Raw genomic sequence first — 16,274 nt, 5'->3', positions numbered from 1 at the left:
GGTCGCGCCTCCGACGCCCTGAGCGGCACCCGCCTCGCACCACACGTACTCGCCCCGGTTGCCCTCCCTCGCCAGCGGCTGCCGGCCCCACACGTCGGCGCAGGCCCGCACCAGGGCCAGGCCCCGGCCCTCCTCCAGTTCCTCCACCCGCTCGAACGACGCCGGCGGTTCCGGCGGTTCGGGGTCCGCGTCCCACGCCCCGATCCGCAGCGTGCCCGGTGGCGACCAGCTCACGCGGAGGGCGGCGGGACCCTTGGTGTGGCGCACGGCGTTGGAGACCAGCTCCGCCGCGAGCAGTTCGGCGACGTCGACGAGGCGGATCAGTCCGTGGACGGTCAGGATCAGGTGCAGGGTGCGGCGACTGACGGTGACGGCGCGGAGGTCGTGGGGGGTGCGGAGGGAGTACTCCCACGGTTCGTTTTCGGGCATGCGTAACTCCGTTTCGAGCAGGGAGAGTCGGGAGTGGCCCCGGTGTCATTGCCGCAGTCGTCGTGGCAGGACGGAGCGGTGCGCTTCCGGTGCCCCGGTGTTTCGCACGGTGTGCGTCGCATCACTGACGGTAGGGATAAATATTTAAGTTCCGCAAGCCGGTCGCGTACTCTGACCCTCGAACGAGTCGCTCCGAAGGGCGCGTTGGGAGAAGCGGACGATGGTGCTGAGGAGCGAGCCGACAGGGCGCCAGATGCGCCTGGCGGTCGAACTGCGCAGGCTTCGTGACGCGGCAGGCCTCACCGCCCGTGAGGCGGCGGCACTGCTCGGGGTGAGCGCCCCGCAGATCAGCCAGATCGAGGCCGGTCTCGCGGGCCTGAGCGAGAAGCGCCTGCGCCGCCTCGCGGCTCACTACGTCTGCGCGGACGAGGCGTTCGTGGACGCCCTCGTGGCGATGGCGACGGATCGGACGCGCGGCTGGTGGGAGGAGTACCGGGGCCTGTTGCCCACGCCGTTCCTCGACCTCGCCGAACTGGAGCACCACGCCACGTTCCTGCGTGAGGTCCAATTCCTGTACATCCCCGGTCCGCTCCAGACGGAGGACTACGCTCGCGCTGTCTTCGCCTACCGGATTCCCGAACTCCCGCAAGAAGAGCTCGAGGCGCGGGTCCGGCACCGGATGCAGCGGAAGACCATCTTCGAAGGGCCCGCTCCGATGCCGTACGAAGCAGTCGTCCACGAGGCCGCGTTGCGCATCATGGTGAACGACCGGGCCACTTCACGGGCCCAACTTGCCCATCTCCTTGAGTTCTCCGCATCCGAGCACGTCACCGTCCGTGTCATCCCCTTCGATCTGGAGGGCTTCGCCGGCGCCGCGAGCGCCATGACGTACGCGGGAGGTTCCGTGCCCAGACTGGACACTGTGGTACGCGACGGCCCGCATGGTGCGGCCTTCATCGACTCGGAAGCTCAGCTCACCGCGTTTCGAACGCTCTTTCATAAAGTGGAGGCCGTGTCGCTCGCCCCGGAACGGTCGCGCGACTTCATCCACAGGTTGGCGAAGGAGCTGTGAGGCACTCCATGGACATCCCCGAGAACTGGCGGAAGTCGTCCTACTCCGGCCCCGGCGACGGTGACTCCTGCGTGGAAATCGCGTGCAGTCCCGTCCGTATAGCCATACGTGACTCGAAGGACCCCCACAGAGCCACCCTCACCTTCCCCATCCCCACCTTCACCCTCTTCCTCGAAGCCCTCAAGAAGCACCCCCGCCCCTGAGGTCCCCGAGGCCCCACCCCCTGTCACACCCCACCGGTACCGTCGGATCATGACCACGCAGTCCGCAGCGGCCCCCGGCGAACGCCGGCTCGCCGTGCTCGAAGGCGTCCTGGAACGGATCACGTACGCCAACGAGGAGAACGGCTACACGGTCGCGCGCGTCGACACCGGCCGGGGCGCGGGCGACCTCCTCACGGTCGTCGGCGCGCTGCTCGGCGCCCAGGTCGGCGAGTCCCTGCGGATGGAGGGCCGCTGGGGCTCCCACCCGCAGTACGGCAAGCAGTTCCACGTGGAGAACTACACGACCGTCCTGCCGGCCACCGTCCAGGGCATCCGCCGCTACCTCGGCTCGGGCCTGGTCAAGGGCATCGGACCGGTCTTCGCCGACCGCATCACCCAGCACTTCGGCCTGGACACGCTGAAGATCATCGAGGAGGAGCCCGAGCGGCTCATCGAGGTCCCCGGCCTCGGCCCCAAGCGCACCAAGAAGATCGCCGACGCCTGGGAGGAGCAGAAGGCGATCAAGGAGGTCATGCTCTTCCTCCAGACCGTCGAGGTCTCCACCTCCATCGCGGTGCGCATCTACAAGAAGTACGGCGACGCCTCGATCTCGGTCGTCAGGAACCAGCCGTACCGGCTGGCCGCCGACGTCTGGGGCATCGGCTTCCTCACCGCCGACAAGATCGCCCGGTCGGTGGGCATCCCGCACGACAGCCCGGACCGGGTGAAGGCGGGCCTGCAGTACGCCCTGTCGCAGGCCACCGACCAGGGCCACTGCTACCTCCCGGAGGAGAAGCTGATCGCCGACGCGGTCAAGCTGCTCCAGGTGGACACCGGCCTGGTCATCGAGTGCCTCGCCGAGCTGGCCGCCGACCCCGGGGACGGCGAGGACCCCGGGGTCGTCCGGGAGAAGGTCCCCGACCCGGAGGGCGGCGACCCCGTCACCGCCGTCTACCTCGTGCCGTTCCACCGCGCCGAGCTGTCCCTCTCCGCCCAGCTGCTGCGCCTCCTCCGCTCCGACGAGGACCGGATGCCGGGCTTCCGTGACGTGGCCTGGGACAAGGCGCTCGACTGGCTGAAGGGGCGGACGGGAGCCGACCTCGCCCCCGAGCAGGAGGAGGCCGTCAGGCTCGCGCTGACCGAGAAGGTCGCCGTGCTCACCGGCGGGCCCGGCTGCGGCAAGTCGTTCACGGTCCGCTCGATCGTGGAGCTGGCCCGCGCGAAGAAGGCGAAGGTCGTGCTGGCCGCCCCGACCGGCCGCGCCGCCAAGCGCCTGGCGGAGCTGACCGGTGCCGAGGCCTCCACCGTCCACCGCCTGCTGGAGCTCAGGCCCGGCGGCGACGCCGCCTACGACCGGGACCGCCCGCTGGACGCCGACCTGGTGGTGGTCGACGAGGCCTCCATGCTGGACCTGCTGCTCGCCAACAAGCTGGTCAAGGCGGTGCCGCCGGGCGCTCACCTGCTCTTCGTCGGCGACGTCGACCAGCTGCCCAGCGTCGGTGCGGGCGAGGTGCTCCGCGACCTGCTCGCCGACGGCAGCCCCGTCCCCGCCGTCCGCCTCACCCGCGTGTTCCGCCAGGCCCAGCAGTCGGGCGTGGTGACCAACGCGCACCGGATCAACGCCGGGCGGCCCCCGGTCACCGACGGCATGAAGGACTTCTTCCTCTTCGTCGAGGACGACACCGAGGAGGCCGGCCGGCTCACGGTGGACGTCGCGGCCCGGCGCATCCCGGCGAAGTTCGGCCTGGACCCGCGCCGGGACGTGCAGGTCCTCGCCCCCATGCACCGGGGCCCGGCCGGCGCGGGCACCCTGAACGGACTGCTCCAGCAGGCCATCACCCCTGCTCGCCCGGACCTCGCCGAGAAGCGGTTCGGCGGCCGGGTCTTCCGCGTCGGCGACAAGGTGACCCAGATCCGCAACAATTACGAGAAGGGGGAGAACGGGGTCTTCAACGGCACCGTGGGCGTGGTCACCTCACTCGACCCGGTCGAGCAGCGTCTGACGGTGCTGACCGACGAGGACGAGGAGGTGCCGTACGAGTTCGACGAGCTGGACGAGCTGGCGCACGCCTACGCCGTGACCATCCACCGTTCCCAGGGCAGCGAGTACCCGGCGGTCGTCATCCCGGTGACCACGGGCGCCTGGATGATGCTCCAGCGCAACCTGCTGTACACGGCGGTCACGCGGGCCAAGCGGCTGGTCGTCCTGGTCGGCTCCCGCAAGGCGATCGGGCAGGCGGTGCGCACGGTCTCGGCGGGCCGCCGGTGCACGGCCCTGGACTTCCGCCTCGCCGGTCCCCGGCCCTCCGGTTCCCGTCCCCCCGCCGCACGCCTCTCCGGGGCCGGGGCCACCGCTGTGAGCGGTCCGTCACCAAAAAATGATCGATCAAATGAGTCGTGAAGGTCACAGAGCCCTTCCGGATGACGGACAGAGGGGGCAGGATGGGCAAGTTGGCGGCACTGAGTGCCGCCGATAGGCCCGATGGTCGACCCCGAGTGCACTCTCCTGAGCCAAGTGGGGGATGGTAGAGACAGTCAGGGCACCTCGAAGATGAGGCACAACGTCGGTGAGGGAAGACGTGAGCGACAACTCTGTAGTACTGCGGTACGACGGCGGCGAGTACACCTACCCGGTGGTCGACAGCACCGTCGGTGACAAGGGCTTCGACATCGGAAAGCTCCGCGCTCAGACCGGTCTGGTGACGCTGGACAGCGGCTACGGCAACACCGCCGCCTACAAATCCGCGATCACCTACCTGGACGGCGAGGCCGGCATCCTCCGGTACCGCGGCTACCCCATCGAGCAGCTGGCCGAGCGCTCCACCTTCCTGGAGGTCGCCTACCTGCTGATCAACGGCGAGCTGCCGACGGTCGACCAGCTCACCACGTTCAAGAACGACATCACGCAGCACACCCTGCTGCACGAGGACGTCAAGAACTTCTACAAGGGCTTCCCGCGCGACGCCCACCCGATGGCCATGCTGTCGTCGGTCGTCTCGGCGCTGTCCACCTTCTACCAGGACAGCCACAACCCGTTCGACGAGCAGCAGCGCAACCTCTCCACCATCCGCCTGCTCGCCAAGCTCCCGACGATCGCGGCCTACGCGTACAAGAAGTCGGTCGGCCACCCGTTCGTCTACCCGCGCAACGACCTCGGCTACGTCGAGAACTTCCTGCGCATGACCTTCTCGGTGCCCGCGCAGGAGTACGAGCTCGACCCGGTCGTGGTCTCCGCGCTGGACAAGCTGCTGATCCTGCACGCGGACCACGAGCAGAACTGCTCGACCTCCACGGTCCGCCTGGTCGGCTCCTCGCAGGCGAACATGTTCGCCTCGATCTCCGCCGGCATCAACGCCCTGTGGGGCCCGCTGCACGGCGGCGCCAACCAGTCGGTGCTGGAGATGCTGGAGGGCATCCGCGACTCCGGCGGCGACGTCGACTCCTTCATCCGCAAGGTGAAGAACAAGGAGGACGGCGTCCGCCTGATGGGCTTCGGCCACCGGGTCTACAAGAACTTCGACCCGCGTGCCAAGATCATCAAGGCCGCCGCGCACGAGGTGCTGTCCGCCCTCGGCAAGTCCGACGAGCTGCTGGACATCGCGCTGAAGCTGGAGGAGCACGCGCTCTCCGACGACTACTTCGTCTCGCGCAGCCTCTACCCGAACGTCGACTTCTACACCGGTCTGATCTACCGGGCCATGGGCTTCCCGACCGAGATGTTCACGGTCCTGTTCGCCCTCGGCCGCCTTCCGGGCTGGATCGCCCAGTGGCACGAGATGATCAAGGAGCCGGGTTCCCGCATCGGCCGCCCGCGCCAGATCTACACGGGTGTGGTCGAGCGCGACTTCGTCCCGGTCGAGGAGCGCTGACCCCAGCGCCGCGAGCCGCATCGCCGGGCCCCGTGCACGCAGGTCGTGTGCGGGGCCTTCCGCATGGGCGGGAAGGCGGAAGGGCCGGAGAGGACCGGAGGGCCGGAAGAAGGCCGAAGAAGCGGAAGGCGCCCCGGCTGCCGGTCCCCCCACGGGCCGACGACCAGGGCGCCTTCCCATGTCCCGGTGCGGATTCCCCCCACGGGATCCGGCCGGGCGTCTGTGAGGACAGCGCCTGAATCGCTGTGTGAGCGCGTACGGGTAGCCCCCGCCGCCCACGACGGTGTGCGGTCTGCCGGGACAGCACACGTTCGGGAGGGCCGCTCAAAGCTCCCCGGCGGGTACATGCCCCGGCAACGCAATCTCTGGGAAAGTCCCCCAAGACATCCCCAGATGCCAGGAAGCGCCCCCCAAGACGCTGCCCGACATCGCCAACTTAGACCTTCGAACCCCTTCGATGGTTACGTTCAGATCACTGTGATCTGCGTCTCTTGCATATGTCCGTTAAGTGCGCAAGAGCCCAGATGCCACTCACGGGACTCAAGCGTAAGGATGATGCGCGAGCCTTGTGAAGAGCTTATGTGAGGGGCGTACCGGACTCCAGGGGTACGTCCCAACTTGAGACCTCAATGAAATGACCGCAGCCGCAGGCTGTTCGTCACCACGAAGACCGAGGAGAACGCCATCGCCGCCCCGGCGATCATCGGGTTCAGCAGCCCGGCCGCGGCCAGCGGCAGCGCGGCGACGTTGTAGCCGAAGGCCCACACGAGGTTGCCCTTGATCGTGGCGAGGGTCCGGCGGGACAGCCGGATCGCGTCCGCGGCCGCCCGCAGATCACCGCGCACCAGGGTCAGGTCGCCCGCCTCGATCGCCGCGTCCGTGCCGGTGCCCAGGGCGAGACCCAGATCGGCGACGGCGAGCGCGGCCGCGTCGTTGACGCCGTCACCCACCATGGCGACGACGCGCCCCTCGGCCTGCAGCCGCCGTACGACGTCGGCCTTGTCCTCGGGCAGCACCTCGGCGATCACCTCGTCGACGCCCACGGCCCGGGCCACCGCCCGGGCCACCGCCCGGTTGTCCCCGGTCAGCAGCACCGGGGCGAGCCCCAGTGCGCGCAGCTCGCGCACCGCCTCGGCGCTGGTCTCCTTGACCGTGTCGGCGACGGCGAGGACACCGCGCGCCGCCCCGTCCCAGCCGACCACGACGGCCGTGCGCCCGCCGCCCTCGGCCTCCTCCACCGCCCGGGCCAGCTCCGGCGGCAGGTCCGCGAAGAGCCGCCCCACGGCCACCTCGTGGCCCTCCACGCGCCCGCGCACGCCCCGGCCGGGGACGTTCTCGAAGGACTCGACGGCCGGCAGCGCCCCGGCGCGTTCCTCCGCGCCGGCGGCGACCGCCCGGGCGATCGGGTGCTCGGAGGCGTGCTCCAGCGCGCCGGCGAGGCGCAGCACCTGCTTCTCGTCGGCGCCCCCGGCGACGTACACCTCCTGCAGGGTCATGCGTCCGGTGGTGACGGTGCCGGTCTTGTCCAGGACGACGGTGTCGACGCGGCGGGTGGACTCCAGGACCTCCGGGCCCTTGATGAGGATGCCGAGCTGGGCGCCGCGTCCGGTGCCGACCATCAGCGCGGTCGGGGTGGCGAGTCCGAGGGCGCAGGGGCAGGCGATGATCAGGACGGCGACGGCCGCGGTGAACGCGGCCACGGTGTCGCCCGTGGAGCCGAGCCACACCCCGAAGGTGCCGACCGCGATCAGCAGCACCACGGGGACGAAGACGGCGGAGACGCGGTCGGCCAGCCGCTGCACCCGGGCCTTGCCGTTCTGCGCGTCCTCGACCAGCTTCGCCATCCGCGCGAGCCGGGTGTCGGCGCCGACCCGGGTGGCCTCGACGACCAGACGGCCGCCCGCGTTGACCGTGGCGCCGGTGACGGTGTCGCCGACGGTGACGTCCACGGGGACGGACTCGCCGGTCAGCATGGACGCGTCCACGGCGGAGGAGCCCTCCACCACCGTGCCGTCGGTGGCGATCCTCTCCCCGGGCCGTACGACGAACCGGTCGCCGACCCCGAGCCGCTGGGCCGGGACCCGCACCTCGCGCCCGTCGCGCAGGACGGCCACGTCCTTGGCGCCCAGCTCCGTCAGCGCCCGCAGGGCCGCTCCCGCGCGCCGCTTGGAGCGGGCCTCCAGGTAGCGGCCGAGCAGGAGGAAGGCGGTGACGCCGGCGGCGACCTCGAGGTAGACGGTGGAGGCGCCGTCGGTGCGCGAGACGGTGAGGTCGAAGGGGTGCCGCATCCCGGGCATCCCCGCGTCCCCGAGGAACAGCGCCCACAGGGACCAGCCGAACGCGGCGAGCGTGCCGACGGAGACCAGCGTGTCCATGGTGGCCGCGCCGTGCCGGAGGTTGGTCCAGGCGGCCCGGTGGAAGGGCAGCGCGCCCCAGACCACGACGGGCGCGGCGAGGGTGAGCGAGAGCCACTGCCAGTTGTCGAACTGCAGGGGCGGGACCATGGCCAGCAGGACGACGGGGAGGGCGAGGAGCGCGGAGACGGACAGGCGCCGGCGCAGGGCGGCCGACTCGGCGTCCTCCTGCGCGGCGGGCGGCCCGCCCTGCGGGGCGGGTGGTTCCTCCGCCGGGGGCGCGGGCTCCTCGGCGGTGTAGCCGGTCTTCACCACGGTGGCGATCAGGTCGGCGACCTCGACGCCCGGCGGGTAGGTGATCCGGGCCTTCTCCGTCGCGTAGTTCACCGTGGCGGTGACGCCGTCCATGCGGTTGAGCTTCTTCTCGACGCGGGCCGCGCAGGAGGCGCAGGTCATCCCGCCGATGAGCAGCTCGACCTCCGGGTCCGCCGGCTGTCCGCCGGCCGGGGCCTCAGTGGCGGTGGTGGTGCTGGTCACGTCCGTCGCTCCGGGGAAGGTGGTGTCCGGGACTCGGGGCTCCGGGCCGGCGGCGTGCCGGACCGCGAGGGCCGGGTGGCCGGCACGGCCCGGTGCCCGCCGTACGGTGCCCCGGTCCGGTCTCAGGCCTCGCCGACGAGTTCAAATCCGGCCTCGTCCACGGCGGCGCGTACCGCCGCCTCGTCGAGCGGGGCCGCGGAGACGACGGTCACCTCGCCGGTGGAGGCGATCGCCTTCACCGAGCTGACACCGGGGATCTCGGAGATCTCGCCGGAGACGGCGCCCTCGCAGTGGCCGCAGCTCATCCCGCTCACCTTGTAGACGGTGGTGACGGAACCCTGGGTGTCGGTCGGGGAAGTCATGGCGTTGCTCCTCATCGAGGCGTCGAGGCGTAGGGGGTCGAGGGGCCCTCGGGGGTGCCAGGGGCCATGCATACCAGATTATACCCCTAGGGGGTATTAATCCACGACCAGCGGGTCGAGGTAGCGGAAGAGGACGTTCTTCAGCTCCCGGACGTACGCCTCGCGCTCGGCGCCCTCGTGGGCGAGGACCAGTTCCAGGCCGGCCTTGTAGATCCCCACGCACACCTGGGCGGTGCGGCGCACGTCGGCGGGCGGCGTGTCCGGCAGGAACGGGGTGAGGAGTGCCTCGACCCGGGCGATCAGGGTGGCGTGCAGCGCGTCGTGCTCCTCGGCCATGCGGCCGGGGATGTCCGGGCCGTGCATCAGGGTGAAGAAGACCGGGTGGCGGCAGTTGAAGTCGATGAACCGGTCGACGGCCGCCGCGACGGCGTCCTCGAGAGGGGTGGTGGGGTCGATCGGGGCGAGGGCCTCGCCGTAGGTCTCCCGCATCTCGTGCATCAGCCGGCTGCCGAGCTCGATCGCGATCGCTTCCTTGTTGGGGAAGAACTGGTACAGCGTGCCCGGCGAGACGCCCGCCTCGCGGGCTATGGCGTTGGTGCTGGCGGCCGTGTAGCCGGTCGAGCAGAAGACGGAGGCGGCCGCCTCGAGCAGCTGGGTGATGCGGCGCTCGCCGCGCGCCTGCCGGCGGACGGGTCGCTCGTCGGCCGCCTGCTGCTTCCCGGGTTTCCCTGTCTTCTCGGGCACGCGTCATCCCCAGCTCTCGGCACGCGATTGACAAACGCGAGCGGTCGCTCACATTCTGGTGGAACGCGAGCGATCTCTCGTGTTTGCCAGTCTATGGCAACGGCACAGCCGTGCCTCCTGCCCGCGCGCCCCGGAACACGGACCCGGGGCGCGCGGGCAGGAGGCACGGTCCACGGTGAAGGGGACAGCGCAGGATGGCCGAAGTCAACACTCCACCCCGTCCCGGGGGCTGGACCCGCTTCGTCACCGCCCGGCCACGGCTCACCCTGCTGGCGGCCCTCGTGCTCACCGTGCTCGCCGTGCTGGCCGGCAGCGGGGTCGCCGACCGCATGGGCAGCGGCGGCTGGGAGGACCCGGACGCCGAGTCCTCCTACGCGACCCGGGCGCTCGAGCGCGAGTTCCCCGACTCCCAGCCCAACCTCCTGCTGCTCGTGGACGCGGGGGACGCCTCGGTGGACGATCCGGCCGTCGCCGCCGAGGCCGGGCGGCTCACCGAGCGCCTGGCCGCCGAGCGGGGGGTCGCCGGCGTCGGCTCCTACTGGCGGTCCGGCTCGCCCGCCCTGCGCGCCGAGGACGGGCACGAGGCACTGATCGCCGCCCGCCTCACGGGCGACGAGACGGCCGTGAACCAGACCCTGGAGCGCATCACACCCTCCTTCCGCGGCGAGCACGGCGTGGTCGAGGTCAGTGTCGGCGGCCCGGTCGCCGTGCGGCACGAGATGCAGACGATCATCCAGGAGGACCTGCTGCGGGCCGAGCTGATCGCCCTGCCGGTCACCCTCGTCCTGCTGGTGATGGTCTTCGGCAGCGCCGTGGCGGCCCTGCTGCCGCTCGGCATCGGCATCGTCGCGATCCTCGGCACCAACGCCGTCCTGCGCGGACTCACCGAGTTCACCGACGTCTCGGTCTTCGCGATGAACCTCACCACCGCCCTCGGGCTCGGCCTGGCGATCGACTACGCGCTCTTCCTCGTCCGCCGCTTCCGCGAGGAACTGTCCACCGGCGCCGACCCCCGGACGGCCGTCGGCACCACGCTGCGCACGGCCGGCCGCACCGTGCTGTTCTCCGCCCTCACGGTCGCGGTGTCCCTGGCGGCGATGCTGCTCTTCCCGCAGTACTTCCTGCGGTCCTTCGCCTACGCGGGGATCGCCGTGGTGCTGCTGGCCGCGGCGGCCGCGCTGATCCTGCTCCCGGCCGCGCTGGTGCTCCTCGGCCACCGGGTGAACTCCCTCGACCTGCGGCGCCCGTTCCGCCGCGGCCGGCCCGCGCGGCCCGCCGCCGAGGAGGGTGCCGGCTGGGGACGCACGGCGGCGCTGGTGATGCGCCGCGCCCCGTCCTTCGCCCTGGGCACCACGGCCGTGCTGGTCCTGCTCGGTCTGCCCTTCCTGGGCGTGAGGTTCGGTACGGCGGACGACCGCCAGCTGCCCTCCACCGCCGAGTCGCGCGTGGTGCAGCAGCACATCCGCGACGGCTTCCCGGGCAGCCCCGGCGGCGGCCTCGAGGTGCTCGCCGAGGGGCGCGCGACCCGGGCGCAGTACGCCGCCTACGAGGAGCGCGTCGCCGGCCTGCCCGAGGTGGTGCGGGTCGACGGGCCGGTGGTGAAGGGCGACACCGCCTACTTCACGGTGCTGCCCAGGGGTGAGGCCGTCGACGAACCCGCCCAGCGCCTGGTGGACGACCTCCGTGCGGTGGACGCCCCCTTCGACACCGAGGTGACGGGCGCGGCGGCCGTGCTGGTCGACTCCAAGGACGCCATCGGCGAACGCCTCCCCGCGGCGGCCGTCTTCATCGTGATCGTCACCCTGCTCCTGGTGTTCCTGCTCACCGGCAGCGTGCTGATACCGGTCCAGGCGGTGGTGCTCAACGCCCTCAGCCTGACCGCGATGTTCGGCGCCGTGGTCTGGGTCTTCCAGGACGGCCACCTCTCCGGCCTGCTCGGCTTCACCAGTCCCGGCTCCATCGAGACGACCCTCCCGGTCCTGATGTTCTGCGTGGCCTTCGGCCTCTCCATGGACTACGGCGTGTTCCTGCTCTCCCGCATCAAGGAGGAGTACGATCACACCGGCGACCACGAGCAGGCGGTCCGGCACGGGGTGCGGCGCACGGGCGGGCTGATCACCGCGGCGGCGGTCATCCTGGCGGTGGTCATGGTGGCGATCGGCACCTCGCGCGTCACCAACACCAAGATGCTGGGTCTGGGCATCGCGCTGGCGGTGCTGATGGACGCGATGATCGTCCGCAGCCTCCTGGTCCCCTCGGTCATGCGCCTCACCGGCCGCGCGACCTGGTGGGCGCCGGGCCCGCTCCGGCGGTTCCACGAGCGGTTCGGGCTGAGCGAGGGGGAGTCCGTGCGCGGGGCGGGCCAGACCGCTGGAACCGAGGACTCCGCCGTGGCCGGGGAGGCCGTCGCGGCCGGGGAGGCCGCCGCGGACGAGGCCGCCCGCGACAAGGCGGAGGCCCGGGGATAGCGTTCCGCCGACAGCGGTGGGCGCAGGGAGAGGAACCGGCCATGCGGGCGGTGGTGTTCGAGCGGTACGGGGAACCGGCCGAGGTACGGGAGGTCGCGGACCCGGAAGCCGCGGAGCACGGAGTCGTGGTCCGCGTCGAGGCCACCGGCCTGTGCCGCAGCGACTGGCACGGCTGGCAGGGCCACGACCCGGACATCACGCTGCCGCACGTCCCCGGCCACGAACTCGCCGGCACCGTCGAGGCGGTCGGCGCGCGGGTCACCCGGTGGCGCCCCGGCGACCGGGTCACCGTCCCGTTCGTCTGCGCCTGCGGCGGCTGCCCGGCCTGCGCGGCCGGCGACCAGCAGGTGTGCGAGCGGCAGACCCAGCCCGGCTTCACCCACTGGGGCTCCTTCGCCCAGTACGTGGCGCTGGACCACGCCGACGTGAACCTGGTCGCCGTCCCGGAGGACCTGTCCTTCGCGACGGCCGCCTCCCTCGGCTGCCGCTTCGCCACCGCCTACCGCGCGGTCGTGCAGCAGGGCCGGGTGGCGGCGGGGGAGTGGGTGGCGGTGCACGGCTGCGGCGGGGTGGGCCTGTCCGCGGTGATGATCGCGGCGGCGTCCGGCGCGCGGGTCGTCGCGGTGGACGTGTCCCCGCAGGCCCTGGACCTGGCCCGGACGTTCGGCGCGGCGGAGTGCGTGGACGCGGCGGCGGCGCGGGACACGGCGGCGGCCGTCCGCGACCTCACCGGCGGCGGCGCCCACCTCTCCCTGGACGCCCTCGGCTCACCCGCCACCTGCGCCGCCTCCGTGGACGGCCTGCGCCGCCGGGGCCGCCACGTCCAGGTCGGCCTGCTGCCCTCGCCCACGGGCACCACCCCGGTCCCGATGGCCCGCGCCATCGCCCTCGAACTCGAGCTCCTCGGCAGCCACGGCATGGCCGCGCACGCCTACCCGCCGATGCTGGACCTGGTCCGTGCGGGCGCGGTCCGCCCCGACCTCCTGGTGACGCGGACCATCGGCCTGGACGCGGCCCCGGCGGCCCTGACGGCCCTGGGCACGGCCCCCGGCGCGGGCGTGACGGTCATCGAGCCGTGGCGCTGAGGGCGGCCCACTCCCGGTCGAGGATCGCCATGAGCACCTCGTCGGTCCACTTCCCGTCCCGGAACGCGGCCTCCCGCCGGACGCCCTCGACCACGAAGCCGATCTTCTCGTAGACGTGCAGGGCGCGCGGGTTGTCGCCGTAGGCCTCCAGCTGGATGCGGCGCAGCCCGAGGCGCTCGAAGCCGTGGCCGACGATGAGCCGGGTGGCCTCGGTGCCCAGCCCCCGGCCGCGGCCGCGCGGCCCGATGAGGGTGCGGAAGGTGCAGCTGCGCGCGTCCGGGTCCCACTCGTTGAGGACGACCTCGCCGACGAGCTCCCCGGTGGCCCGGTCGGTGACGGCGAGGTCGAGCCGGTCGGGCTGCGCGGACCGGGAGCCGTACCAGGAGCGCAGCGACTCCGGGGTGATGACGACGGAGGGGTCGAAGGTGAAGCGGACGACCTCCGGGTCCTGGATGATCTTCCCCATCGTGTCGGCGTCGGCCTCCGTGAAGGGGCGCAGCACGGTCCGGTCCCCGATGAGGGTGGGTTTGTCGGCGAAGTCCATGGCCGCACTGTGCCCCACCCGGGCGGTGGGGCACAGCCGTTTTTCCAGGGGGTCCGCCGGGACCCGGGGGTCAGCCGCCCCCGCGGCCCCGGTTGCCGGGCCGGGAGGCCACCCAGGCCCGGACCGTGTCCGCGTACCAGTAGGGCCTGCCGCCCTCGACGTGGTCCGGCGGGGGCAACAGGCCGTGCTTGCGGTAGGAGCGCACGGTGTCCGGCTGCACCCTGATGTGCGCCGCGATGTCCTTGTAGGACCACAGCCGTCGGTCGGTCATGGGTCGCACCTCCTCGCGCGCACCGCGGCGACGGCCGGGGGTGGCCGTCAGGGGGAGCCGGGTGCCGCGCCGGCGATCACAAGCGTCGTGCCCGGTGAACGACGCCGGACGGGAGCGGGGCGGGGGATGTGCGCGGCTGTGACGGAAGGCCCGTCCACCCGTGACACGCGTGACGGAACCGGGGTGTTTGTGACACCGCCGGGACGGCGGCACCATAATCTGGTCCGTATGTCCGGACAAAACATTGACAGGGTTTCACGTCCGGGCTAGAACCGGGGAGAGCCGTGTGGTTCGCGCGGTCCGTACGGAAAGGAGCGTGTCGGCTCCCGGGCGGAGGTGCGTTTCGTGTTGATCGGTGATGTCGTGTACGCGCCCCGGAACGTCCCGGCCCAGATCGCCTCCGGCGCGGGAGGCCGCTTTGCTTTGGCAGGAGCGAAGTGCGAGCGACGACTCCCCGCCCGCTACGGCCCCGCGCCGGAGGTCCCGTCCCCGCCACTCCCGCATGTGTCTACGCGGAGACCGAAACGACCGACACTGTGTCGGGCGCGCCCGGAGGCCCGGGCCTGGTGGGATGTGTCCGTGGCCGGGACCGTGGCACGGCCGTCGCGGTCACGGCGCACGAGCTGTACGAACGGCACGTCCCCACCCGTCGCCGCCATCTTCAGAAGGAGCTCTCGGTCATGACGAAGATCGTCAACCACTGGATCGGCGGGAAGACCGCCGAAGGCGCCTCGGGTACCTACGGTCCGGTGACGAACCCGGCGACCGGCGAGGTCACCACGAAGGTCGCGTTCGCCTCCGTCGAGGAGGTGGACGCCGCGGTCGCCGCCGCCAAGGAGGCGTACGCGTCCTGGGGCCAGTCCTCCCTGGCCCAGCGCACCTCGATCCTCTTCAGGTTCCGCGCGCTGCTCGACGCGCACCGCGACGAGATCGCCGGGCTGATCACCGCCGAGCACGGCAAGGTGCACTCCGACGCCCTCGGCGAGGTCGCGCGCGGCCTGGAGATCGTCGACCTGGCCTGCGGCATCAACGTGCAGCTGAAGGGCGAGCTGTCCACCCAGGTGGCCAGCCGCGTCGACGTGGCGTCCGTCCGCCAGCCGCTCGGCGTGGTCGCGGGCATCACGCCGTTCAACTTCCCGGCCATGGTGCCGATGTGGATGTTCCCCCTCGCCATCGCCTGCGGCAACACCTTCGTGCTGAAGCCGAGCGAGAAGGACCCGTCGGCCTCGGTGCGCCTCGCCGAGCTGCTGGCCGAGGCCGGGCTGCCCGACGGCGTGTTCAACGTCGTGCACGGCGACAAGGTGGCCGTCGACCGCCTCCTGGAGCACCCCGACGTCAAGGCCGTCTCCTTCGTCGGCTCCACCCCGATCGCCCGCCACATCCACACCACCGCCTCCGCCAACGGCAAGCGCGTCCAGGCCCTCGGCGGCGCCAAGAACCACATGCTGGTCCTCCCGGACGCCGACCTGGACGCGGCGGCCGACGCGGCCGTCTCCGCCGCCTACGGCTCGGCGGGCGAGCGCTGCATGGCGATCTCCGCGGTGGTCGCCGTCGGCGCGATCGGCGACGAGCTGGTGGAGAAGATCCGCGAGCGCGCCGAGAAGATCAAGATCGGCCCCGGCGACGACCCGACGTCCGAGATGGGCCCGCTGATCACCAAGGCCCACCGCGACAAGGTCGCCTCCTACGTGCGGGGCGCGGCGGACGAGGGCTGCGAGGTCGTCCTGGACGGCACCGGCCACACCGTCGAGGGGTACGAGGACGGCCACTGGATCGGCCTCTCCCTGCTCGACAGGGTGCCGACGACCGCCAAGGCCTACCAGGACGAGATCTTCGGCCCGGTGCTGTGCGTGCTGCGCACCGAGACGTACGAGGAGGCCCTGGACATCGTCAACGCCTCGCCGTTCGGCAACGGCACCGCGATCTTCACCCGGGACGGCGGCGCCGCCCGCCGCTTCCAGCTGGAGGTCGAGGCCGGCATGGTCGGCGTGAACGTCCCGATCCCGGTCCCCGTCGGCTACCACTCCTTCGGCGGCTGGAAGGACTCCCTCTTCGGCGACCACCACGTCTACGGCAACGACGGCACGCACTTCTACACCCGCGGCAAGGTCGTCACCACCCGCTGGCCCGACCCGGCGGACGCCCCGGCCGGCGTCGACCTGGGCTTCCCGCGCAACCACTGAGCGTCACCGAACTCCCTCAGGGGGCCGTCCGTTATGCGGACGGCCCCCTTTTTTTGCGGGTCCCCCCTGCGGTTACCGCAGGAAGACAAAGCCGCTTCCTCAGCGCCCTGTTGTGTCCTGATGGTCATGAACAAGGCTTGCGAGCAACGAATT

The 16,274-nt window shown here is 71.7% G+C and carries 12 protein-coding genes and 2 pseudogenes; 8 read left to right on the top strand and 6 right to left on the bottom strand.

The features are described 5' to 3' along the window. Nucleotides 1-21 precede the first annotated feature (21 nt). A pseudogene (locus FHS37_RS24845) lies at nt 22-429 on the bottom strand (ATP-binding protein); the annotation flags it as partial. A gap of 220 nt (nt 430-649) precedes the next feature. On the opposite strand from FHS37_RS24845, the gene FHS37_RS24840 reads away from it, so the two are divergent. The 4 genes from FHS37_RS24840 to FHS37_RS24825 all read left to right on the top strand — a co-directional run bounded on the left by FHS37_RS24840 (nt 650) and on the right by FHS37_RS24825 (nt 5,573). Further along, nucleotides 650-1,501 (top strand): helix-turn-helix domain-containing protein, encoded by an 852-nt coding sequence (locus FHS37_RS24840; RefSeq protein ID WP_184825018.1) that lies wholly within the window; start codon nt 650-652, stop codon nt 1,499-1,501. Nucleotides 1,502-1,509: 8 nt separating this feature from the next. Further along, the gene (locus FHS37_RS24835; protein ID WP_184825016.1) at nt 1,510-1,704 is read left to right on the top strand and encodes a DUF397 domain-containing protein; all 195 of its coding nucleotides are present in this window, start codon (nt 1,510-1,512) and stop codon (nt 1,702-1,704) included. Between the two features lie 49 nt (nt 1,705-1,753). Next, the gene (gene recD2, locus FHS37_RS24830; RefSeq protein ID WP_184825014.1) at nt 1,754-4,105 is read left to right on the top strand and encodes an SF1B family DNA helicase RecD2; all 2,352 of its coding nucleotides are present in this window, start codon (nt 1,754-1,756) and stop codon (nt 4,103-4,105) included. 178 nt (nt 4,106-4,283) lie between these two features. Beyond that, complete coding sequence (locus tag FHS37_RS24825; protein ID WP_184825012.1) at nt 4,284-5,573, top strand: citrate synthase; 1,290 nt, start codon at nt 4,284-4,286, stop codon at nt 5,571-5,573. 626 nt (nt 5,574-6,199) lie between these two features. Here the strand turns inward: FHS37_RS24825 and FHS37_RS24820 are convergent. From FHS37_RS24820 to FHS37_RS24810, 3 genes are all read right to left on the bottom strand, one after another. Next, nucleotides 6,200-8,464 (bottom strand): heavy metal translocating P-type ATPase, encoded by a 2,265-nt coding sequence (locus tag FHS37_RS24820; protein WP_184825010.1) that lies wholly within the window; start codon nt 8,462-8,464, stop codon nt 6,200-6,202. Between the two features lie 122 nt (nt 8,465-8,586). Continuing rightward, nucleotides 8,587-8,826, bottom strand: a complete 240-nt coding sequence (locus FHS37_RS24815; RefSeq protein WP_184825008.1) for a heavy-metal-associated domain-containing protein — start codon at nt 8,824-8,826, stop codon at nt 8,587-8,589. Between the two features lie 96 nt (nt 8,827-8,922). Next, complete coding sequence (locus FHS37_RS24810; RefSeq protein WP_184825006.1) at nt 8,923-9,570, bottom strand: TetR/AcrR family transcriptional regulator; 648 nt, start codon at nt 9,568-9,570, stop codon at nt 8,923-8,925. 194 nt (nt 9,571-9,764) lie between these two features. On the opposite strand from FHS37_RS24810, the gene FHS37_RS24805 reads away from it, so the two are divergent. Beyond that, nucleotides 9,765-12,038, top strand: a complete 2,274-nt coding sequence (locus FHS37_RS24805; protein WP_184825004.1) for an MMPL family transporter — start codon at nt 9,765-9,767, stop codon at nt 12,036-12,038. Between the two features lie 41 nt (nt 12,039-12,079). Further along, complete coding sequence (locus FHS37_RS24800) at nt 12,080-13,123, top strand: zinc-dependent alcohol dehydrogenase family protein (RefSeq protein WP_184825002.1); 1,044 nt, start codon at nt 12,080-12,082, stop codon at nt 13,121-13,123. Here FHS37_RS24800 and FHS37_RS24795 read toward each other — a convergent pair. Both FHS37_RS24795 and FHS37_RS24790 read right to left on the bottom strand, forming a co-directional pair. Next, a complete protein-coding gene (locus tag FHS37_RS24795) occupies nt 13,104-13,667 on the bottom strand; it encodes a GNAT family N-acetyltransferase (RefSeq protein WP_184825000.1) in 564 nt (187 codons plus the stop codon). The two genes, FHS37_RS24800 and FHS37_RS24795, sit on opposite strands and share 20 nt — an antisense overlap. A 70-nt stretch (nt 13,668-13,737) precedes the next feature. Next, entirely contained in the window at nt 13,738-13,938 is a 201-nt protein-coding gene (locus FHS37_RS24790; protein ID WP_184824998.1) for a helix-turn-helix transcriptional regulator, read from the bottom strand. Between the two features lie 363 nt (nt 13,939-14,301). On the opposite strand from FHS37_RS24790, the pseudogene FHS37_RS39825 reads away from it, so the two are divergent. Together FHS37_RS39825 and mmsA are read left to right on the top strand one after the other, a co-directional pair. Next, nucleotides 14,302-14,424 (top strand): annotated as a pseudogene (locus tag FHS37_RS39825) (5-deoxy-glucuronate isomerase); the annotation flags it as partial. A gap of 194 nt (nt 14,425-14,618) precedes the next feature. After that, nucleotides 14,619-16,121, top strand: a complete 1,503-nt coding sequence (gene mmsA / locus FHS37_RS24785; RefSeq protein WP_184824996.1) for a CoA-acylating methylmalonate-semialdehyde dehydrogenase — start codon at nt 14,619-14,621, stop codon at nt 16,119-16,121. Nucleotides 16,122-16,274 lie beyond the last annotated feature (153 nt).

It is taken from the genome of Streptomyces griseomycini, assembly GCF_014203535.1.
GTDB lineage: Bacteria > Actinomycetota > Actinomycetes > Streptomycetales > Streptomycetaceae > Streptomyces > Streptomyces griseomycini.
This window is presented reverse-complemented; position numbering and strand designations above follow the sequence as displayed.